21 protein-coding genes are annotated in these 21,467 nt (G+C 65.6%); 10 read left to right on the forward strand and 11 right to left on the reverse strand.

The genetic code is table 11. The features are described 5' to 3' along the window. The first annotated feature begins 631 nt into the window (after positions 1-631). The 3 genes from WBR68_RS17725 (at position 632) to WBR68_RS17735 (ending at position 3,887) form a co-directional block, all read left to right on the forward strand. Positions 632-1,903 (forward strand): carboxylesterase/lipase family protein, encoded by a 1,272-nt coding sequence (locus WBR68_RS17725; RefSeq protein ID WP_230694872.1) that lies wholly within the window; start codon positions 632-634, stop codon positions 1,901-1,903. A gap of 27 nt (positions 1,904-1,930) precedes the next feature. Beyond that, a complete protein-coding gene (locus WBR68_RS17730; protein ID WP_230694873.1) occupies positions 1,931-2,890 on the forward strand; it encodes a Bug family tripartite tricarboxylate transporter substrate binding protein in 960 nt (319 codons plus the stop codon). Between the two features lie 193 nt (positions 2,891-3,083). Then, positions 3,084-3,887, forward strand: coding sequence for an aspartate dehydrogenase (locus tag WBR68_RS17735; RefSeq protein WP_127185068.1), 804 nt, complete (start codon positions 3,084-3,086; stop codon positions 3,885-3,887). Positions 3,888-3,893: 6 nt separating this feature from the next. Here the strand turns inward: WBR68_RS17735 and WBR68_RS17740 are convergent, their stop codons facing one another. Both WBR68_RS17740 and WBR68_RS17745 read right to left on the reverse strand, forming a co-directional pair. Continuing rightward, entirely contained in the window at positions 3,894-5,726 is a 1,833-nt protein-coding gene (locus tag WBR68_RS17740) for an ABC transporter ATP-binding protein/permease (RefSeq protein WP_230694874.1), read from the reverse strand. Positions 5,727-5,858: 132 nt separating this feature from the next. Further along, positions 5,859-6,746 carry a LysR family transcriptional regulator gene (locus WBR68_RS17745; RefSeq protein WP_127185070.1) on the reverse strand — a complete coding sequence of 296 codons (888 nt, stop codon included), beginning with the start codon at positions 6,744-6,746 and terminating at the stop codon, positions 5,859-5,861. A 117-nt stretch (positions 6,747-6,863) separates the two neighbouring features. Here WBR68_RS17745 and WBR68_RS17750 point away from each other — a divergent pair, with 117 nt between their 5' ends. From WBR68_RS17750 to WBR68_RS17770, 5 genes are all read left to right on the forward strand, one after another. Further along, positions 6,864-7,700, forward strand: coding sequence for an amidohydrolase family protein (locus WBR68_RS17750; RefSeq protein ID WP_230694875.1), 837 nt, complete (start codon positions 6,864-6,866; stop codon positions 7,698-7,700). Then, on the forward strand, positions 7,697-8,686 hold the full coding sequence (locus tag WBR68_RS17755; protein ID WP_127185072.1) for a tripartite tricarboxylate transporter substrate binding protein: 990 nt from the start codon (positions 7,697-7,699) through the stop codon (positions 8,684-8,686). Before WBR68_RS17750 ends, WBR68_RS17755 begins: the two co-directional genes overlap by 4 nt. A gap of 148 nt (positions 8,687-8,834) precedes the next feature. Next, positions 8,835-9,215 (forward strand): RNA-binding S4 domain-containing protein, encoded by a 381-nt coding sequence (locus WBR68_RS17760; protein WP_127185073.1) that lies wholly within the window; start codon positions 8,835-8,837, stop codon positions 9,213-9,215. A gap of 5 nt (positions 9,216-9,220) precedes the next feature. Beyond that, a complete protein-coding gene (locus tag WBR68_RS17765) occupies positions 9,221-9,583 on the forward strand; it encodes a translation initiation factor Sui1 (RefSeq protein ID WP_050445072.1) in 363 nt (120 codons plus the stop codon). A 16-nt stretch (positions 9,584-9,599) separates the two neighbouring features. Beyond that, positions 9,600-9,953: a DOPA 4,5-dioxygenase family protein gene (locus tag WBR68_RS17770; protein WP_050445071.1), complete on the forward strand. Its 354-nt coding sequence runs from the start codon at positions 9,600-9,602 to the stop codon at positions 9,951-9,953. 28 nt (positions 9,954-9,981) lie between these two features. Here the strand turns inward: WBR68_RS17770 and ppk2 are convergent, their stop codons facing one another. Further along, positions 9,982-11,208, reverse strand: a complete 1,227-nt coding sequence (gene ppk2 / locus WBR68_RS17775; RefSeq protein ID WP_230694876.1) for a polyphosphate kinase 2 — start codon at positions 11,206-11,208, stop codon at positions 9,982-9,984. A gap of 188 nt (positions 11,209-11,396) precedes the next feature. On the opposite strand from ppk2, the gene WBR68_RS17780 reads away from it, so the two are divergent. After that, positions 11,397-11,843 (forward strand): hypothetical protein, encoded by a 447-nt coding sequence (locus WBR68_RS17780; protein ID WP_127185075.1) that lies wholly within the window; start codon positions 11,397-11,399, stop codon positions 11,841-11,843. A gap of 132 nt (positions 11,844-11,975) precedes the next feature. After that, positions 11,976-12,791, forward strand: coding sequence for a hypothetical protein (locus WBR68_RS17785; protein WP_127185076.1), 816 nt, complete (start codon positions 11,976-11,978; stop codon positions 12,789-12,791). Positions 12,792-12,812: 21 nt separating this feature from the next. On the opposite strand, the gene WBR68_RS17790 is transcribed toward WBR68_RS17785, so the two are convergent. From WBR68_RS17790 to WBR68_RS17825, 8 genes are all read right to left on the reverse strand, one after another. Further along, positions 12,813-13,238 carry a CopD family protein gene (locus tag WBR68_RS17790; RefSeq protein ID WP_050445067.1) on the reverse strand — a complete coding sequence of 142 codons (426 nt, stop codon included), beginning with the start codon at positions 13,236-13,238 and terminating at the stop codon, positions 12,813-12,815. After that, a complete protein-coding gene (locus tag WBR68_RS17795) occupies positions 13,235-14,062 on the reverse strand; it encodes a DUF2242 domain-containing protein (RefSeq protein ID WP_230694877.1) in 828 nt (275 codons plus the stop codon). Before WBR68_RS17795 ends, WBR68_RS17790 begins: the two co-directional genes overlap by 4 nt. Before the next feature lie 104 nt (positions 14,063-14,166). Next, positions 14,167-15,144: an ABC transporter ATP-binding protein gene (locus WBR68_RS17800; protein ID WP_127185077.1), complete on the reverse strand. Its 978-nt coding sequence runs from the start codon at positions 15,142-15,144 to the stop codon at positions 14,167-14,169. After that, complete coding sequence (locus WBR68_RS17805; protein WP_127185078.1) at positions 15,141-16,196, reverse strand: ABC transporter ATP-binding protein; 1,056 nt, start codon at positions 16,194-16,196, stop codon at positions 15,141-15,143. Before WBR68_RS17805 ends, WBR68_RS17800 begins: the two co-directional genes overlap by 4 nt. Continuing rightward, positions 16,193-17,089: an ABC transporter permease gene (locus tag WBR68_RS17810; RefSeq protein WP_230694878.1), complete on the reverse strand. Its 897-nt coding sequence runs from the start codon at positions 17,087-17,089 to the stop codon at positions 16,193-16,195. Before WBR68_RS17810 ends, WBR68_RS17805 begins: the two co-directional genes overlap by 4 nt. Position 17,090: 1 nt before the next feature. Next, on the reverse strand, positions 17,091-18,044 hold the full coding sequence (locus WBR68_RS17815) for an ABC transporter permease (RefSeq protein ID WP_050445063.1): 954 nt from the start codon (positions 18,042-18,044) through the stop codon (positions 17,091-17,093). A 58-nt stretch (positions 18,045-18,102) separates the two neighbouring features. Next, positions 18,103-19,770, reverse strand: a complete 1,668-nt coding sequence (locus WBR68_RS17820) for an ABC transporter substrate-binding protein (RefSeq protein WP_230694879.1) — start codon at positions 19,768-19,770, stop codon at positions 18,103-18,105. A 356-nt stretch (positions 19,771-20,126) separates the two neighbouring features. Continuing rightward, positions 20,127-21,416 (reverse strand): Zn-dependent hydrolase, encoded by a 1,290-nt coding sequence (locus WBR68_RS17825; RefSeq protein ID WP_127185081.1) that lies wholly within the window; start codon positions 21,414-21,416, stop codon positions 20,127-20,129. Between the last annotated feature and the right edge of the window lie 51 nt (positions 21,417-21,467).

Consider the following 21,467-nt stretch of genomic DNA (forward strand, 5'->3'; position numbering starts at 1 on the left):
GCCGTCTGGTCCAGCATGGCGCCGAAGTCGATGGCGGGGTTGAAGCTGGACAAGTCCAGCTCCAGCCGATAGGTCTCTGACAGGGCTTCGTCCAGCGTGAATTCAATAACGTCGAATGCCACACCGCGAGCGGACGGCACGAAGGTAAAGCGCAGATCGGATGAGGGGGGCATGGAGGGTTCCTGGGCAGGCGCACCGCAATACTCGCGGCCATACCTCAATGCAACTTCCGTGCCAGCTTTCCGTTTCCTGGATTAAACGCAATGGATTCAGAGACTTACGATTCAGAGCCAGCGCGTCCCTCCAGGAATTGGCCACCAAACCGCTGAAAACACGCGTTTTTCAGGGGAAATCAGGCCACATTTGACCCGCTTTTTGCTAAGCCATTGATTCATAAGGAAGTGCATCGAGTCAGATTTGGCCCGATCGAGTCAAATCTGGCCCACACGGCAGACGTACCGCCATTTCGCTCGCGGCCAACCCGATAGCGCCCTCCCCCCCAGCCATGCGTGTTCCGCATGGCCTTGATCAAATCCGGCATGCCCTCGCTGCCCTGATCGTCCCTACCATTAAGCCTTCCGACGACGGCGCCCTAGGCGCCAGCCACATCACAACAAGGCAAGGGGCATATATGGATCAACCCGTCCAGGCGGCGCTGCGAGCCGGCACGCTGACCGGTATGCGTGCAGCAAACGGCATGTGCCGCTACAGCGCCATTCCCTATGCGCAGGCACCCGTGGGCAGCCTGCGCTTTGCGCCGCCGCAAGCGCCCACGTGGCGCGGTGAGCGCGACGCCACCCAGCCAGGGCCGGTATCACCTCAACTGCCCTCGCGGCTGCGCGAGGCCATGGGCGATTTCGATACCCCGCAATCCGAAGACTGCCTGCACCTGACGGTGTGGACGCCCGCCGCGGACCAACAGCGCCGGCCGGTGGTCGTGTGGTTGCATGGCGGCGCCTGGCAAAGCGGTGGCGGCGCGCTGGACTGGTACGACGGCTCCGGCCTGGCAGCGCGCGGTGACCTGGTGGTGGTGGCCGTGAACTATCGGCTGGCCGCGTTGGGCTGGCTGTACGTGCCGGGGCAGACAGCGAACGTGGGCCTGCTGGACCAGGAGGCCGCCATTGATTGGGTGCTGGACAACATCCAGGATCTGGGCGGCGATCCCGAACGCATCACGGTCATGGGTCAATCGGCCGGCGCATCTTCCATTTGCGCGATGCTGGCGCGCCGTCCGCGCTTCTCGCGCGCCATCCTGCAAAGCGCCGCGCTGGGTCGGGGGTTCCGCACCGCGTCCCAAGCCGACGCGCTGGGCCGTGCCTTTCTACAGGCCGCCGGCGTCGACACCCTGGACGCCGCGCGCGCGCTTCCCGTGTCGGCCTTGCTGGCCGCGCAACGGGCGCCCGCCGTGGCCGAAGCGCTGCGCGCCGAGGGCAGCAGCCGCAGCCAGTTCGGCCCCGTTCTGGACGGACAGGTGTTGCCGGAAGGCATTGCGCCGGCACTGCGTCAGGCCGCGTCGCGGGCGGATGTGCTGGTGGCGTATACCCGCGACGAAATGGCCGCGTTTCCCGACCACGCCCTGGATGCGGCCAGCCACCAGATGGGTGACGAGGTCTTCGGCGCGCCTTCCCGCCTGTGGGCGCAAGAGGCCTTGGCCCAAGGCCGTCAAGCCTGGTTGGCGCGCTTTGACGTGGCGCCTTCCACGCGCTTCGGCGCCTGCCATTGCATCGAACTGCCCTTCGTGTTCGGCACGCTACCGGCCTTTGCCGATGCACCCATGCTTGCAGGGCTGAGCCAAGATCACGCGGAACAGCTGGTGACGCAGACCCAGCAGGCATGGATAGCGTTCATACGCGGCGACGCGCCCGACTGGCCGATGGCGCCGCATCAACAACTGCTGGCCTGAACCAGCAACAAATACAAGGGGAATTCCATGTTCAAGCAAACCGTGCTGGCGCTTGCGCTGCTGACGCCGCTGGCCGCGCAGACCACGCAGGCCGCCTATCCCGACAAGGCGGTGAAGATCATCGTGTCGAACCCACCGGGCGGGCCGGTGGACGTGATGCTGCGCGTCCTGGCCAGCAAGCTTGGCGCCGCCTGGGGCCAGCCCGTGGTGGTGGAGAACCGGCCCGGCGCGTCCGGCATCATCAGCACCGGCGCGCTGGTCAAGTCCGCGCCTGACGGCTACACGCTGGGCATGGTGGTGGCCTCGTCGGTCACCATCGTGCCCTTCGCGGTCGACAGCCTGCCCTTCGATACCGAGAAAGACCTGCAACCCATTTCGCTGGTGGCGCGCACGCCGTTCATATTCATCGTGCCCAAGGACAGCCCCATCAAAACCTGGGACGATTTTGTGCGCGAGAGCAAAGCGCGCAGCCTGAGCGTGGGCTCGTTTTCAATCGGCACCGCGTTTCACCTGGTGTGGGAACAGACCGCGCGGCGCGCGGGAATCCAGGCCTTGTACGTGCCGTCGTCTTCATCAGGAAAAACGCAGAACGACCTGATCGGCGGCCAGCTGGATGTGGGTCTGGACGCGCCCTCCAGTTCCAAGGGCTTGATCGACAGCGGCCGGCTGCGTGCGTTGGCCATCACCAGCCCGGAGCGTTTCGGCGGGCTGCCCGACACGCCGACGCTGAAGGAATCCGGCTTGAAAGACTACGCGCCGCAACCATGGATTGGTCTGATGGCGCCTGCCGGCGTGCCGAAGGATCGCGTGGCGCTGATTCAGAAAACCGTGTCGGACATCCTGAAGCAGCCCGAGATGCGCGCACAAATGGAAACGCTGGGGATGATACCGATCGGCAGTACGCCGGAAGAACTCGCGGCCACGATCAAGGCAGATCGCGACACCATGGCGCCCCTGATCAAGGAACTGGGCATCAAACTGCAGTAGCGCTTTCCTTGCGGCATCACCTTGCGGCCATTCCGCATTGACGGCCGGGCAGGCCCTGGATACATTGGCCGGCAACCCTGCGCCATCGGCATCGATGGCGTTGCCTTTTTACCCCGTGTGCGTTTGCATGTGCATTTGCATGTGCATTTGCATTTGCGCCGCGGGGCCAATCCGCACGATCCCAGGAATTTTCATGAACAGCTACCGCGTCGGCATCGCCGGCTTCGGCGCCATCGGCCAGGCCGTGGCGCAATCCCTGGATGCCGGGCTACCCGGCCTGACCCTTGCCGCCATCGCGGTGCGCGACCCCAAGGCCGCACCCGAGGTGGCGTGGACCCAGGCGGCGCCGGCCTTCACCACCCTCGACGCGCTGCACGAGCATTGCGACGTGGTGGTGGAATGCGCGCCTGCCTCGGTGTTCCGCAACATTGCCGAACCCGTGCTGCGCGCCGGCAAGAAGATGGTGGTGCTGAGTTCCGGCGCGCTGCTGCAAAACGATGACCTGATTGAACTCGCCCGCCGGCACCACGGGCAGATCCTGGTGCCGTCGGGCGCCATCCTGGGGCTGGACGCGATTACCGCTGCCGCCGAAGGCGTCATCCACTCCGTCACGATGATGACGCGCAAGCCGCCGCGCGGCCTGATGGGCGCCCCCTACCTGACCGACAACAACATCAATCTTGATGGCCTGACCGAACCGCGCCTGATCTTCCGTGGGTCGCCGCGCGAAGCCGCAACGGGTTTTCCGGCGAACTTGAACGTGGCGGTCAGCGTGTCCCTGGCGGGCATCGGACCCGACCGGACCACACTGGAAATCTGGGCCGACCCGTCCTTGGAACGCAATGTGCACCGCGTGGAAGTCGTGTCGGATTCCGCCATGTTCTCGATGGAAATCCAGAACATCCCGTCGGCCAATCCCAAGACCGGCCGCATCACCGCGCAAAGCGTCATTGCGGTCTTGCGCAAGCTGACCGGGCCGTTGCGCGTGGGGACCTGAGCCGAATCACGCCGCCTCGCGCAGCGCGGCCTTGTCTTGCGGCGGCGCCATCGGGCCCGTCGTCCACCCGCCTGCGCCATCCAGATGCAGCCGATGCGTATGGAACGGGTCCAGCGTGCTGCGGTGCCCCACGCTGACCAGCATGCAGTCAGGCAAGGCGCTGCGCAGCAGGCCGTACAGCATGTGTTCCAGCCCTTCGTCCGTGGCGGAGGTGGCTTCATCCAGGAACACGATGGCCGGGCGGTTGAACAGCACGCGCGCGAACGCCACGCGCTGCTGTTCACCAATGGACAGGATGCGCGACCAATCCGCCACCTCGTCCAGCCGATGGCTCAGATGCCCCAGGCTGACCAGACGCAACGCATCCACCAGCCGCGCGTCGTCTTGCGGCAGCGCTTGCCCGGGATAGGCCACCGCGCTGCGCAGATCACCCAGCGGCAGGTATGGCCGCTGCGACAGGAACAAGGCCGCCGTGCCCTCCGGCCGCCGCACATGGCCTTGCGCATAGGGCCACAAGCCCGCCAACGCGCGCAACAAGGTGGTCTTGCCACTACCGGACGGCCCCTTGATCAGCAAGGTCTGCCCGGGATGCAAGCGCAGATTCAAGCCTTGCAGCAAGGCGTGGCCATCGGGCCGCCTGACCGTCACGCCATTGATGTCCAGGCCATCGGGCAAGGGTTCCGTATCCACCGAAGGCAGCGCACGCGCGGCTTCGTTGGCGTCGAGAAAACCATTCAGCCGGTCCAGCGTGGCGCGGTACTGCGCAAAGCTGTCGTAAGACGTACGAAAGAAAGACAGCGCGTCCTGCACCTGCCCGAACGCCTGCGAGGTTTGGATGACGTCGCCGAGCTTGATCGCGCCGCTGAAAAAACGCGGCGCTTGCAGGATGAAGGGAAACACCACCGCCACCTGGCTTACCGACAGGTTGAAGCCGTCGAACTTCAGGCCCCGATACACGCGCGCCCACAGGTTGGCGATGTAGGCGCTAAAGCGCGTCCACAGCGTGCCGCGCTCGACCGCTTCGCCTTGATAAAACGCCACGTTTTCAGCGTTCTCGCGCAGCCGCACCAGCGCATAGCGAAAGTTGGCGGTCAGCCGTTCAGACAGGAAATTCAGCTTGATCAGCGGCCGGCCGATCTTGAAGGCGAACCAGGTGGCGACGATGACGTACAGGAACACCACGAACACCATGGCGCGCGGAATTTCCACGCCCGCCACCATCAAGGGGCCGGACAAGCCCCACAAGATGCCGGTGAACGCCACCAAGGACACAATCGCGCTTAACGCGCCGATGGCAAGCGTGCGCGACCCCGTCACGAACATCGAGATGTCTTGTTCGATGCGTTGGTCGGGGTTGTCCACGGGCTCATCCACGAAATGGCCCCGGTAGTACGCGCCCGCGCCCAGCCAGTCGCGTGTCAGGCGGTCGTTGAGCCACACGCGCCAGTGGATGTCGAAGGCCTGGCCCACGTAGCTGTCGGCCAGCGCGCGCACCACATGCACACAGGCCAACACTGAAAAAATGCCCAGAAAGCGCCAGAACGCGCTCTGGTCCAGCGCTTGCAGCGCACTATAAAAGCCGTTGTACCAAAACGAGAACAGCACTGTCATGCGCACGGCGGCCATGGCCAACAGCAGCAGCACGGCCAACGTCAACAAGGGCCGCCAACTACGCCGGGGCGTCAGATACGGCCACGCCAGGCGCCAGAACTTGCGCCCCCAATCGGTCGTGCGCGCCAGCACGACGGACACGACGGCCAGCGCAAGCGCCGTGATGCCAAACGCGCTCGCCAACCAGATGGCGCTGTCCACCAATTGCTGCTGCCAGTTCAGATCCATCGACACGCCCCTATCAACACCGATCCTGGTTAGACGGGGACTTTGTGCCGGGTTCCACGAAAAATGCGGTCTTAAGCGTCGCTTAAGCGTTTCGGCTGGGTAGGTGAAGGCGGTTTGAAAGGATGGGCCGCATCAGCGCGTGCCCAGGTCCAGATTGGCGAACACATCGGCCAAGGTAGGCACCGAGCGCGCGGGCCAGATGGCGCTCAGGTCGAAGCTGGGTAGCGCTTGGCCGTCGCGCACTTCGCAAAAGCGCACGCCGCCAAAATTCATCGTGCGGATCCAACTGGGCAGCAAGGCCACCCCGCATCCACCCGCTACGCAAGACAGCACCGTCAGCGTGCGGTTGGCCTCTTGCGCGACGTGCGCGTCGTGGCCGCCCTTGCGCATGGCGTCCAGGATGCCCGCATAGAACGCCGGCAATTGCGCCTGCGGGTACATCACCAGCCCGGCGTGCGCAATCTGCGCCATGGATACCGTGCCGTCGTCGGCTACGTCAAACTCATCCGGCACGGCGGCCACCAAGCGGTCACGCAGCAGTTGCCGTTCGCGCATGCGTCCGCCCACCGCCACCGGCGTGTGCATCAGGCCGATATCGATCTCGCCGGTTTGCAGCGCATCGGCCTGCTCGGCATTGCTCATCTCGCGCAAGATCACGCGCACCCCGGGCGCCTGCCGCCGCATCTCGCGCAGCGCGCGCGGCAAGGTGTCAAACAAGGCCGACGACACCAGGCCCACCGTCAGTTGCCCCGCGCTGCCGCGCCCGATCTCTTGCGCGCGATGCGCCGCCGCGTCGATCCGGGCCACGCTGATACGCACGTCTTCCAGAATGGCCAGCGCGGCCGGCGTGGGCGCGGCCCCCAGCCGCGACCGCTCAAAGAGACGCACGCCCAGATCTTTTTCCATGCGGCTTAGCGCCTGGCTCAAAGCGGGTTGCGCAATGCCCAGCCAGTCAGACGCGCGGCTCACGCTGCCGTGATCCACCACCGCCAGGAAATACCGCAGGTGCCTGGTTTCCATATTGATCCGATATATAAATCGCAGTTTCAAACAATAGAAAACTATACCTCGACTCCCTAGAATCCGGCCATATAGAAGAGCGCGCGGCCATGCCCGCGCCACGGACAGGAGACTGCTTTGCCCCCGCTTTCGAACGGCGTTGCCGTCGACACCCATGCACACGTATTCCGGCAAGGCCTGGCGTTGGCAGGCACCCGCCGCCATACCCCGGATTACGACGCCACGCTGGCCGACTACCTGGCGCTGCTGGATGCGCACGGCTTGAGCCATGGCGTGCTGGTGCAACCCAGCTTCCTGGGCACCGACAACAGTCACATGCTGCAAGCGCTGCGCGCGGCGCCCGAGCGCTTGCGCGGGGTGGCCGTAGTGGCACCGGAAATCACGGACGCGCAGCTACAAGCGCTGGCCGACGGCGGCGTGGTGGGTATCCGGCTGAATCTGATCGGTCTGCCCCCCCCTGCCCTGCATGCCTCGCCGTGGCAAGCCTTGCTGGAACGCGTCAATGCGCTGGGGTGGCACGTAGAAGTCCACCTACAGGCCGCGCGCCTGCATGAAGTCTTGCCTGCATTGCTGGCGGCGGGCTGCCGCGTGGTGGTGGACCACTTCGGCCGGCCCGACCCGGCGCTGGGCGTGTCCGACCCCGGCTTTGAATACCTGCTGCAACAAGGCCGAAGCGGCCAGGTGTGGGTGAAGTTGTCCGCGCCCTACCGCAATTGGACGGGTACGGACTGCGCCGCGTCTGGTCGGCAGGCCGCGCAGCTTTTGCTTCAGGCCTACACGGCCGAACGCCTGATGTGGGGCAGTGACTGGCCGCACACCGAACATCGCGACGTGGCGTCCTACCCTGCGGCAACGCAATGGCTGGACGCCTGGATCGACGATCCCACGCAACGACGCGGCGTGCTTGCCGATACGCCGTTGCAATTATTCCAATTCCAAGGAGACAAACCATGAACCCCTTCTTCAAACGACTGGCCCACCGTGGCAGCGTGTTGATCGCGGCAGGCCTGTTGGCAAGCGCCGCGGGCGCCGCATCGGCCGCTTATCCCGAACGCCCCGTCACGCTGGTGGTGACGTATCCGCCGGGCGGCACCGTGGACGTCGTTGCCCGCCTGATCGGCCCGAAGCTGGCCGCCGAATTGGGCCAGCCCGTAGTGATTGAAAACCGGGGCGGCGCGGGCGGCATGATCGGCGGCGCGGTCGTGGCCAAGGCGCAGCCTGACGGCTATACCTTGATGCTGGATGCGTCCAACCACGCGCAGAATCCCGCGCTGCATTCCAAGATGCAGTTCGACACGCTGACCGCCTTCGCGCCGGTATCGCTGCTGCTGCGCGTGCCCAACGTGCTGGTGGTCACGCCGTCGTATGAAGTGAAGTCGGTGGCCGACCTGATCCGGCTGGGGCAGCCCGACGCCAAGGAACCGGTGTACTTCGCGTCGGCCGGCCCCGGCTCGGCGCAGCACCTGGCCGGCGAACTGTTCAACCTGCTGGCCAAGACAAATCTGCAGCACGTGGCCTACAAGGGCGGCGGCCCGGCCATGATCGACGTCATGTCGGGCCAGGTGCCCGTCATGTTCGCCAGCATGGGTTCGTCGTGGCAGCACGTGAAGAACGGCAAGCTGCGCGCGGTAGCCGTCGGCGGCTCGGAGCGTTCCAAGGCCGCCCCCGATCTGCCCACCATCGCAGAGTCCGGCGTGCCAGGCTACGAAACCTATGAATGGAATGCCGTGTTCGCGCCGGCCGGCACGCCGCCCGCCATCGTGGAGCAGGTGTCGCAAGCGTTGGCCAAGGTGCTGAAAGACCCCGCCATTGCCGCGCAGTTGGCGGGTATTGGCGCGGAGCCCATCGGCTCGACCCCGGCCGAACTCGACATCTTCCGCCGCGCCGAGATCGCCAAATGGCAGCGCGTCGTCAAGGAAGCCAATCTGAAACTGGATTAAGACCTGCCCGGCCCGCCGGCACATTGCCGGGCGGGCCGGGTTGGCGGAAAGCCGGACTTGCGGCGTCCCTCAGGGCGCCGTTTTTTTTGAATGCGCGCTCGGGGCTATCATTGCGGCTTGGGCAAAACACATCGCAAAGCGCTTCAAAATGGACAAAATTCGACTCGACAAATGGCTGTGGGCCGCGCGCTTCTACAAGACGCGCAGCCTTGCCGTGCAAGAGATCGGCAAGGGCCGCGTCTTCGTGAACGACCAGGCCGCCAAACCGTCGCGCGAAGTCTCGGCCGGCGACCGCGTCACCATCCGCAAGGAAGACCCCGCGCTACAGGTGCAAGTCGTTGCGGTCAGCGGCGTGCGTGGCCCCGCGCCGGTTGCGCGGCTGTTGTATGAAGAAACTCCCGACAGCATTGCCGCGCGCGAACGCGCGGCGGAAATGCGGCGGCTGGCGCCGGAACCCGCGTTGGGTATTGAAACCGGCCGCCCCACCAAGCGCGACCGCCGGCTGATCGACCAGATGCGAGGCAAGTAAGCATCATGAAACGCAGCTCAAGCGGCGGCCTGGTCTATTCCACCGAATCCGGCCGCATGTGCCCGACATGCCGCCAGGCACTTGCGCAATGCCAATGCAAAACCGCCGCGCGCGCCCTGCCTGCGGGCGACGGCGTAGCGCGTGTATCGCGCGAAACCAAGGGCCGCGGCGGCAAAAGCGTAACGGTCGTACGCGGACTGGCATTGGACCCGTTAGCACTTGCGGCCCTGGGCAAGCAACTGCGCACGGCATGCGGCTCGGGCGGCACCACCAAGGATGGCGTGATCGAGGTGCAGGGTGACCACTGCGAACGCATCATCAACGCCCTGACAAGCAGCGGCCATCGCGCCAAGCGCGCGGGTGGCTGAACCGGACAAGACACTCATGAATGATCTGGCAATAAGCAGCGTGGTCAGTTGGCACGCGCATGTGTACTTCGACGCGGCCAGCCGCGACGCCGCGTTTGCATTGCGTGAACGCGTGCTGGCGCAGTGGGACGGCAAGATGGAAATGGGGCGCTTCCATGAGCGCCCCGTCGGCCCGCATCCGCTATGGAGCTACCAGATTGCGTTCGCCCCTGAGCACTTCGCCGACATCGCTACCTGGCTCACGCTGAATCACGGGGCGCTTGACGTGTTCATGCATCCGAACACGGGCGATTCACTACGCGACCACCGCGATTGCGCCGTGTGGATCGGACGCAGCCATGTACTGAACCTGCAAGCGCTGGGCGGCTGACCCCGACAGGCGCGGGGCCACTGACTTCTTACAGCGCACGGCCCACGATCAGCGGGTCCAGCGCCAGGCCGGGTTCACCGCTCTTGCCCTCGTAGGGCAGGCGGTTAAGCACATAGCGCATGGCGTTCAGGCGCGCGCGCTTCTTGCAGTCCGACTTCACCACGATCCACGGCGCGTCGGCAGTATCCGTATGCGCGAACATCGCCTCCTTGGCGCGCGTGTAATCGTCCCATTTATCCAAGGACGCCAGGTCCACCGGGCTCAGCTTCCATTGCTTCAGCGGATGCACCTTGCGTTGCAGGAAGCGCCGGCGCTGCTCTTCGCGGCTGACCGAAAACCAGAACTTCACCAGGTGGATGCCGCTGGATACCAGGTGGCGTTCGAAGTCCGGCACCTGGCGCAGGAAGTCCAGGTATTCCTGCTGTGAACAAAAGCCCATCACACGCTCAACCCCGGCGCGGTTGTACCAGGACCGGTCAAACATCACGATCTCGCCGGCAGTTGGCAGATGCTGCACATAGCGCTGGAAGTACCACTGGCCCTTCTCGGTATCCGAGGGCTTTTCCAGCGCCACCACGCGTGCGCCGCGCGGATTCAGGTGTTCCATCATGCGCTTGATGGTGCCGCCCTTGCCCGCCGCGTCGCGCCCTTCGAACAGAATCACCACGCGCTGCCCGGTGGCCTTGACCCAGGCTTGAAGCTTCAGCAACTCCACTTGCAACTGGTACTTCTGCTTTTCGTAATTGCGGCGCAGCATGCGGTGGCGATAGGGGTAGATACCTTCGCGCCAGTCCATCGCCAGCTCTTCGTCGGGATTGCGCCGCGTGCCGGGCGCCTGCGTGTTGGCCTCCAACAGCGCGCGATGCACGGCGCGTGCGTCGTCGGGCGACAGTTCTTCGATGACGGAACGCAGCGCCTCGTGGGCTTGCGCGTCGGGGCCGACGGTATAGCGGCGGGCAATGTCCGCCAGCACCGACACCGTTTCCTGCCGCGCGGCGTCTTCACGTGCCCTGACCTGCGCGGCCATCACCTGCTTGCGCGCCAGCACGCCATTGTTGGCGGACGGCGCCGGGCGCGAGGCCGCGGCGCTGCCGGTTTCGGCGCTACGTTTGGCACTGTTTTTTGCGCTGTTTTTTGCGCTGCTGTCAGCGCTGCTGTCAGCACTACTCTTGGCGGCGCCTGGCGAAGCTGCGCGGCGCTTGCGCGGCGCGGCGGCTACATTGTCCGGAATGGCTTGCGGTGTCTTGTCTGTCATCGATCCTGTCCTTGCTGCGCTTGTCGTCCAGCCCACGCTGGCCAACCCAGAGCGAGCAGCCCGTCAGGGCAAGGCGCAACCCTACCTGCTTGCATGCGGCGTGGAATTGACGAGAATCAAAGGTTGTAACATTCTTTACAACAACAGGCGCCGCTACACTGCCGAATCCTCATCGCTCCCTACCTCTCATGTGGTCACGCATCAAGCGCTTTCTGTCCGGCCCGCCCGCGCCCGAAGATCCTTTCCGGCAATCGGTGAGCTTCGACGATGCCGGGTTCACGCGGCACTGCGAATTGGCGCGCGCGATGGGCCTGCAAGCGTTCTGGCCTTGGGCGGACGTGCATGAGTTCGGCTTTTCATTCCAGCGCGCACTCTATCCCGACCCCTGGTATGGCGACTACATGGAAAGCCTGTGGTACCTGTGGCTACGCTGCGAAGACGGCGACATGATGCGGGTGTTCATTGATGAACGGCTGCTGGACGCCAACCATTTGCCGCCCGCGCTGTTGCGCAACCTGCCCGGGCTGGACATAAGCGTGCTGCACGCCGGGCTGGCGACCGCGCGCCGGGGGCTGCGCCATTTCAAAGGCGAAGGCGAGTGGCCCGCCTGGCGCCGCGATAGCGCCGCGCCATAGCCCCCGCTATAGCCCCGAGTCATTGCCGGACACTGGATGCCAGGCACGGCACTTGCTGACGCCCTGGCCCGATTGACGCCGTCAAACTCGCTTACTACAGTCAAGACCGATGACCCCATTTGTTGGTGCGCCATGAATTCCCAGGAAAACACGCTGTCGCCATGGAAGCGCTTGCGCGCGCACCGTGGCGGGCGCGTCGCGTTAAGTGCAGGGCTGATTGTGCTGGCGGCCATCGCGGCCACGCAGGCATGGGACCACCTGGGCGAACGCGCTCAGGAAAAGGTCGCCACCGCTGAAATCCGCAAGGTCGCGGATACGCTCAGCCAGATGGTGGCGGGCGCCGAGGGCGAGCCGGACGCCCTGCCATCCATCGACCCCACCCCCAAGGCCAAGGGTTTCTATGGCGAACTGGAACGGGCGGTCAAGACGGTGGCCAGTGAACGGGTGGCGCAGCACAAGGCCTATCTGACCGAGCTGAAAGACATCGGCATGCCCCGGTTGCTGGACGCGCACCGGCTGGCGCTGGACACCGGCCTGGTGGAAAGCCGAATGATTCTTGAGCAGGCCGAGCGCCTGGTGCCCAAGTACCGCGACCAAAGCATCCGGGTGCTGCAAGACATGCCGGAACTGATCCGGTCGCTGGCCATACGCGAACCCGAAAAGCAGAAGATGATGAACACGCTGACCGCAACCCTGGCGCGCCGCAGCGACAGCCTGGGCCAGGTCTGGCTGCTGGAAACGCGCATCCTGCACGAGTTCGGCCAGATGATTTCACTGCTGGATGACAACCGCCAGTTTTGGTACGCCGACCATGACGAGCTGATGTTTGAACGCGACGGCGACTTGAAGCGCTTTAACCAACACATGGTGGCGATCAACAAGATGGCGTTTGAACAGGAACGGCTGGGCAAGCAGCAGTTGGCCAACCTGTTCGCGGTACTTCCTTGACACCCTGCCCCGCGCCGTCCGTCAGAACGGCTTGACCACCACCAGCGTCACGATGACCGCGCACGCGATCACGGTGAATGGCGCGTAAAGGTCCACCAGCGGCGGACGCTTGAGCGAGCCGTTGACCATCCGGCGCAACGACGCGCTTTGCAGGCCCAACAAGGCCGACAGCGCCAGCGCACAGCCCACCTTGATCCAGATCCAGTTCATGGCGAACCAGCCGAAGGTCATGGCCAGATGCAGGCCAATCAGCCACGACACGAGCATGGCCGGCGTGGTCACCCACAGCGTCCAGCGCCGCAGCGCGCCAAGCATCTTGCGTTCCTTGGGCGCTTCATCGCCGTCTTGCGGCTGCGACGACAACAGAAACAAGGACACGAACAGCGAGCCGACAATCCACGTCACCACGGCCGCCACATGGGCCATCTTCAAGAGTTGATACGTCATGGCGCGGGCTTGTCCGCGCCGGCGTCGGACGCCGATTCGGCTTTCTCGTTGAGCGTGGCCGAACCGGAGGGACCATTCGCGGTGGCCGGGTTCAGCGTGTCGGCTGGCGCGTCCGGCGACACCACGGGGTCAGCCGGCGGCTCGGCAGGCTTGGAGGCGGCGGGCGGCGGGGACGTGGTGCTGGGCATGGAGGGCTGAGCGGCGCTGGCCGGGCCGGACGGAGCGGCTGGTGGCGCCACCTGGGGCACAAGCTTGGGCGCAACCCGTGGCGCAACATGCGGCGCCACGGCGGCCTCGGCATCCGGCAGGAAACGCTGCAAAAGCTGGAAAAACCCTTCGTAGAACTTCGGCCGCGACACCGTCTGGCTGGCCGTCTTCACCAGCGAATCGTCGCTGGAACCGAACGGCATCGATACCTGCCCCAGCACGCTCACGCCCACGCTGGCCGAGCTGGTGGTGCGCTTGATGGAATAGCGGTCTTGCACCGCGTTGGCGAACACCGTGGCGCGCTGGTTGGCGCTGCCGTCCGAGGCGCAATCAATATTGAAATTGATCTGCGTGTGCTGGCCGTCTTCGCCCTGGAAATTCTTGTGGCCGGACACTCGCGCCGGGTCAAAGCGATCGATGTTGTAGCCCTGGCTCAGCAAGGCGCGGCGGCCCGCGTCGCAGGCCGTGGTGCTGGCAGTGGGAAAGGTGCGCGAGAACACGTCGTTCTGCGTGAAGTCTTCGCGTTCGTAGGCCGGTTTGGGGGAGGTACATCCCGCCAGGATCGCCGTCAGGCAGACAAACAGGGCAACAGGCAGACGACGGGTAACGCAGGGCATGAGGGGTCCGGCTTTGGGCGTAAAGCGGGCATTATCGACCAGAAAGAAACGGCTGGCGAATGGCTGCCAACCGGATCCCCCCGGCCCGTGATGCGTTGAAACAGTTAATTCACCCGAATACACCTCACCTCGTGCCCCGACGCCACGGGCACGATGTCCGGCACCGCCGCCTGGCAGCGCGGCTCGGCCAATCCGCAACGCGGCGCGAACGCGCATCCGGGCGGCAAGGCGGCCAGGTCGGGCGGCGACCCCGGTATGGTTTCCAGCCGTTGACCTTTCTGCATGGCGCCATGCGCGCGGCCCTTCAGCAAAGCCAGCGTGTAGGGATGACGCGGTGCGCGCAGCAGGTCCGCCACGCTGCCCTGCTCCACGATGCGCCCGCCATACATCACCGCCACCCGGTCGGCAATTTCCGCGGCCGCACCGATGTCATGGGTCACAAACACGATGGACAAGCCCAGTTCGCGTTGCAGCTCGCGCAGCAACAGCAGAATCTGAATCTGCACCGTGGCGTCCAGGGCGGTGGTGGGCTCATCCGCCAGCAGCACCTTGGGGTTGCACGACAGGGCCAGCGCGATCATGGCGCGCTGGCGCATGCCGCCGGACATTTCATGCGGATAGGCTTGCAGCCGCCGCTCGGGGCTGGGAATACGCACGCGCTCGAACAGCGACAAGGCGCGCGCACGCGCCTCGGCGGCGCTCTTGCCGGTGTGCCGGCGCACCATTTCTTCAATCTGACGGCCCACGGTGTAGACGGGGTCCAGCGCCAGCAACGGCTCCTGGAACACCATCGACACCACCGGGCCGCGCAGGGCGGCAAGCTCGCGGGCGTTCATTGCCAGCACGTCGCGGCCATCCACGCTCATTTCGCCGCTGATGCGCGTGCGGCGCGGCGGGTGCAGCCGCATCAGGGCGCGCAGGGTCACGCTCTTGCCGGAACCAGATTCGCCGATCAGCGCCACGGCTTCTCCGCGCCCCACGTCCAGGTTCACGCCATTCAAGGCATGCACGGTCTTGGCGCCCGCCTGAAAGGCGACTTCCAGGTTGCGGATGCGGACCAAGGGGGAGGTCGGCGCGGTCATGTCAGCGCTCCAGAAGCGGCATAGCCCGAATCAGGTTGATGGATCAGGCAGCGCACGGCATGGCCGCCCTGCTGCGTCACGGCTGGCGCTTCGGCCGCACAGGCCGCGCGCGCAAACGCGCAGCGGGTGTGGAAGCGGCACCCCGAAGGCGGGTCGATGGGGTTGGGCGGGTCGCCAGACAAGGGCGCCGATTCCGTGCGCTGCCCAGGTTCCATCGACGGCATGGACCGCAGCAGCGCTTGCGTGTAGGGATGGCGCGGCGCGTCGAACACCTGATCCACCGGCCCCAGCTCCACGACCTCGCCCAGGTACATCACCATGACGCGGTCCGAGATGTAGCGCACCACGTTCAAGTCGTGGCTGATGAACATATAGGTCAGCCCGAAATCGTCTTTCAGGTCCAGCAGCAGGTTCAGCACCTGCGCTTCCACCGACTTGTCCAGGGCGGACACCGCTTCGTCCAGAATCACCAGGCGCGGATGCAAGGCCAGCGCGCGCGCGATGTTCACGCGTTGGCGCTGACCGCCCGACAATTCATGCGGGTAACGGCCGGCAAAGCGCTGCGCCTCCAGGCCCACGCGGCCCAGCAGCCCACGCGCCACCGAGATGGCGTCGCGCTTGGGGCTGCCGTGCACCAGCGGGCCGAAGGCCACGGAATCTTCGATCGTCATGCGGGGGTTCAGCGACGAATAACTGTCCTGGAACACCATCTGTGTCTGGCGGCGAAATTCGCGCAGCGCCAGCGCGCGCGAGCCTACCGCCATGCCATCGAACACCAACTCGCCCCGGTCCTGTTTGATCAGTTGCATCACCAGCCGCGCGGTGGTGGACTTGCCGCAACCCGATTCCCCCACCACGCCCAGCGTCTCGCCCTTCTTCACGTCGAAGTCCACGCCGTCCACCGCGCGTACCGCGTTGCCGCCCCGGCCACGCGAGAGCGGATCGCGCTTCAGCGGGAAGTGCTTGACCAGGCCGCGCACGCTCAACAAGGGCTGGGCCGGGCCGCCCACGTCTTCATGAGCCAAGCGCACTGCATCGTTGACCGCATTCATTCCTTGACATCCATGGCCGAGCGCAGTCCGTCGGACAGCAGGTTGAAGGACATCGACGTGATGAAAATCATCACGCCCGGCAGTGCCGCCACCCAAGGTTGGGTGTAGATGGCGGTGCGCAAGGTGTTCAGCATCAAGCCCCATTCCGGCTCGGGCGGGCGCACGCCCAGCCCCAGGAACGACAGGCCCGAGGCCAGGATCATGGACACCGAGATCAGGCTGGTGGAATGCACGAAGATGGGACCCAGCACGTTCGACAGCACATGCGCGCGCACGATGGTCAGCGGCGATGCGCCCGAGGCCCGCGCCGCGTCCACGTAGTCGCTGCGCCGCACCTGCGTGGTGACGCTTTCGGCCACGCGCACGATCTGCGGAATGAAGACGATGGTGAGCGACAGCAGCGCGTTGAAGATGCCCGCGCCCAAGGTGCCCGACAGCGCAATGGCCAGCAGCACCGACGGAAACGCATAGAACACGTCCACCACCCGCATGATCAGCGTGCTGGTCCAGCCGCCCGCGTAGCCCGCCAGGATGCCGATGGCGCTGCCCACCACGAACGCCGCAATCACCGGCACGATGCCCATGAACAGCGACAGGCGCGCGCCCAGCATCAAGCGCGACAACATGTCGCGGCCCAGCTCGTCGGCCCCCAGCGGATAGCCTTCGGTACCGATGGGCCGCAGGCGCTTGAGCATGGACGCATGGAACGGGTCCGCCGGCGTGATCCATGGCGCCAGGATGGCGATGAGGATCAGCGCCAGGATGACGCCGCCGGCGGCCAGCGCCACGGGGTCGCGGCGCAAGCGGCGCAGCACGTTCGACCAATAGCCCGGCGATCGCGCCACGGGCGCCACGACCGCCGTGGCGGTCAGGCTGGCAACGGAATCGCTCATGTCAGCTCCTTTCGATGCGTGGGTCGAACAGGCCTTGCAGGATGTCCACGGCCAGGTTCAAGACCACGAAGAACAAGGCCAGCACCAGGATCGTGCCCTGCAACAGCGGCAGGTCGCGCTGGAAGATGGCGGCGTTGAGCAGGAAGCCCGTGCCCGGCCACGAGAACACCGTTTCGATCAGGATGGAGCCGCCCAGCAGATAGCCCAGTTGCAGGCCCATCACCGCCAAGGCGGTGGGCGCGCAGTTCTTGACGACGTGCAGGAATACGCCCAGGTCGGTCAGGCCGCGCGCGCGCAGACCCACCACGAATTCCTGCGACAGCGTCTCGGCCACCAGCGCGCGCACGGTGCGCGCGATGATGCCCATCGGTATCACCGACATCGTCACGGCGGGCAGGATCATGTGGCGGATGTGCGCCCAGTCCGCCGCCCATTCGCCCGACCCGCCCGGCCCCGCCCCCGTGGGCGGCAGCCACATCAGCTGCGTTGAAAAGATGATGACCAGCACCATGCCCAGCCAGTAATGCGGCACGCTGACGCCGAAGACCGACACGAAGGACGCAATGCGGTCCAGCGGCGAATTGCGGAAGTACCCGCCGACAAAGCCCAGGAACGCGCCCACGACAAAGCCCAGCAGCGTGGCCAGACAGGCCAGCCGCAAGGTGTTGCCCACCGCCTTGAAGACCTCGGCCGACACGGGGCGGCCGGTGGCGATGGACGTACCCAGGTCCCCATGCAGCGCGCGCCACAGCCAGCCGGCGAATTGCTCGATCAAGGGGCGGTCAAAGCCGTAGAGCTGCATCAACTGCCGTTGCAGGTCGGCGGACGCATCGGGAGGAAGAATGGACACCAGCGGATCGCCGGGCGCCAGGTGAATCAGCAGAAAACAGAGCAGCGCGACCCCCACCATGATGGGCAAGGCGTACACGATGCGCCGCAGGATGTAAGACAGCATAGGCGTCACCGGCTAGGGCGCCGAAGGCCGCATGGCGCGGCCTTCGGCGCGTTCAGGATCAATCCATCGACATGGTGGCGATATCGATGAACCAGCTCTTGGGCTGCACCACGCCCTTGACCTTCGGCGAAATCGCGCGCGGGCCGACGTCATGCGCAATCCAGACAAACGGCGCCTCTTCCACCACGCGCGCATGCAGCTTGGCCAGGGCGGCGTCGCGTTCGGCGGGGGTGAAGGTGGTGCGCGCGTCCTTGATCAAGCCGTCGATTTCGGCGTTGCCGAAATAGCCCCAGTTGTTGGAGGCCGGCGGAAAGGTCTTGGTGCTGGCAAAGCGCACGATGGCGAAGAACGGGTCCATGGCCGCGAAGCTGACGTTGATGGCGTCGCTGCCGTTGGCCGACGGGTCCTTGGCGCCCTTGCGCCAGTTGGTGAACAGCGTGTTCCACTCCACCACGTCAAAGCTCACGTCGAAGTAGCAGTCCTTCAGGTTCTGCTGCACGAACTCGTTCATGGGCAGGGGTTGCATCTGGCCGGAGCCCGATGCCGAGGTCTGCACCTTCACCTTGATGGGCTTGGCCTGGGAATAACCCGCTTCGGTCATCAGCTTGCGCGCGGCGTCCGGGTCGTACTTGATGTCGAACTTGGGGTTGCCCCACCACGGATGGCCAGGCGGCACCGTGCCCTTGGGCTCGCCCATCATGCCGCCCAGCAACTGCTTGAGCTCGCCCCGGTTCACGCACAGGTTGGCGGCCTTGCGCACCCGCGCATCGAGCCACGGCGAGCCTTCCTTGAACGACAACTGCCACGGCCACACGTGCGGCTGTTCATTGGAATAGATGATGAAGCCACGGCTCTTGATGGCGTCAAAGGCGTCCGGCGCTGGCGCTTCAATCCAATCCACCTGGCCGGACATCAACGCGGCCGTGCGCGAGTTGGCTTCGGGCAGCGGTAGCATCACCACGCGGTCGATCTTCGGGCGGCGCTTTTCGTCCCAGTACTGGTCGTACTTCACCACTTCCAGCCGTTCGCGCGGCACGAACTTGTCCATCTTGAAGGGGCCGGTTCCCGAGGCATCGGCGGCAAAAGCGGCCCAGGCTTTTTGCGAACGCTCGGCCGGATCCGTGACGGACGCCGGCACCTCGGCCAGCTTCTTCTTCCACTGCGCGGGCGACGCCATGTACAGATTGGTCAGGTTGATCGGCAGAAAGGAGTCCGGCTCGGACGTGGTCAGTTCCACCGTCAGGTCGTCGATCTTTTTCGCGGACCTAAGGGTCGGCATGCGCGAGGCCGTCACGCCAACCTGGCTGGCGTCAAACTGCGGCGCGCTCTTGTCCAAGACCTTGCCCACGTTCCAGACCACGGCGTCGGCATTAAAGTCGGACCCATCGTGGAACTTCACGCCGGGGCGCAGCTTGAACACCCACTTGGTCTTGTCCGCCGCGTCCACGTCCCACGACAGGGCAAGGTCAGGGATCAGCACGCTGGGGCCGTCCTTCTTGGACAGGTCCCATTGCGTCAGGCCGTCGTACATCGGAATGCCGGTGAAGCGGTTTCCCTCAAAGCCTTGGTCGGGCTGGCCCAGCGTGCGGGGGATGTCGCCGGCGGTCATGCCGATGCGCAACACCTTTTCGGCTTGCGCCGCGCCAGGGGCGATCACTGCAACGCCGGCGGCCGTCAGCGCAAGCGCGGCGGCATAGGACTTGAGGCGGAAACTCCGTGTCTGCATGTGGTTCTCCAATGTCTTGCAAGATGCCTTCCCCGCGAGGGTGAGGCGCGCGTGAACAGGGTTGGTACACAGATTTTGTATAAGCAATATCCGTGCCATTTTTGGAACCGGGAAGCAGAGTCAGGGATAGTCCCGAGGCGGGCGCGGGGGTGCCGGGCGCAGCGTCGGACGCCCCCGCCGCGCGAACGTGTCCGAGCGCGTGCGGGGAGTCAATGCAAAGGGATTACCAGCAGGTGCTGGGGTGGGTGACGGGTAGGAGCCAGACGGGCGACAGGCACCACGGCGGCGCGAAGTGCGCTCCCCGTGCGCCGCCTTGGTGCAGCATGCACACGTCCGCGCACCTGCGCGTCAACACATCAGTTGGCAACGCCCGCTTGCGCCAGCATGGCGCGCAGCAGGACGTTGCATCCTGCCTCCAGATGGTCGGGGCGCGCGTCTTCGATTTCGTTGTGGCTGATGCCGTCCTTGCAGGGCACGAAGATCATGGCCGCGGGCGCCACACGGGCCACGTAGACGGCATCGTGCCCCGCCCCGCTGACCACGTTCATCGCCGACAAGCCCAGGTCGCGCGCGCCTTCGCGCACCGACTGCACCAAGGCAGGCGCGAACGGTTGCGGCGCAAAGTACACCACCTGCTCGATCTGCGCCGTGACGCCACGGCTGTCGGCCGCCGCATCCACCGCCGCGCGCAAGGCCGCGTCCATGGCCGAGAGCGTGGCGTCGTCGGCCGCGCGCAGGTCCACGGTCAGGCGCACGCGGCCGGGAATCACATTGCGCGAATTGGGGAACACATCCATCCAGCCCACCGTGGCACGCGCATCCGGCGCGTGCGCCAGGGCAATCTGGTTCACCGCCAGCACCAGCTCGGACGCCGCCAGCAAGGCATCGCGGCGCAGCGGCATGGGCGTGGGGCCAGCATGCGCCTCGACGCCCGTCAGCACCACGTCGTACCAGCGCTGGCCCAAGGCGGCGGTGACCACGCCGATGACCGTGTCGGCGGCTTCCAGCACGGGGCCTTGCTCAATGTGCGCCTCGAAGTAGGCGCCTACGTCATAGGCAGGGACGCCGTCCTGCCGCGCTGGCGGCACGGCAACCTGGCCCGCATAGCCGATGGCCTCCAGGGCCTGGCTGACGCTCACGCCCTCGCGGTCCTGCTGCGCCAGCGCATGCTGCAAGGTAAAGGCCCCGGCATACACGCCCGAGCCCATCATCACCGGCACAAAGCGCGAGCCCTCTTCATTGGTCCAGACAGCCAGTTCCAGCGGCGCCTCGGTCTGCACGCCATGGTCATTCAGCGTGCGCAGCACCTCCAGCCCGGCCAGCACGCCGTAGTTGCCATCGAACTTGCCGCCCGTGGGCTGGGTGTCGATGTGGCTGCCCGTCATGACGGCGGGCAAGTCGTTGTTGCGGCCCGGGCGGCGCGCGAAGATATTGCCGATGGCGTCCACGCGGACATCACAGCCGGCCTCTTGTACCCAACGCACGAACAGGTCGCGTCCCTGGCGGTCCAGGTCGGTCAGGGCCAGGCGGCACACGCCGCCTTTTTCCGTACCGCCAATCTGCGCCAGATCCATCAATGACTGCCATAGGCGCGCGCCATCCACGCGCAGGTCGGCCAGCGTTTCGGTAGCGGGGGCAAGGCTCATGGGGACTCCTGTTCAACAAGCAGCCGCGCAAGCTCGCGGCACGGGTTCTGG

The organism is Achromobacter sp. JD-1, assembly GCF_038594925.1.
GTDB classification, from domain to species: domain Bacteria; phylum Pseudomonadota; class Gammaproteobacteria; order Burkholderiales; family Burkholderiaceae_B; genus Achromobacter; species Achromobacter spanius_C.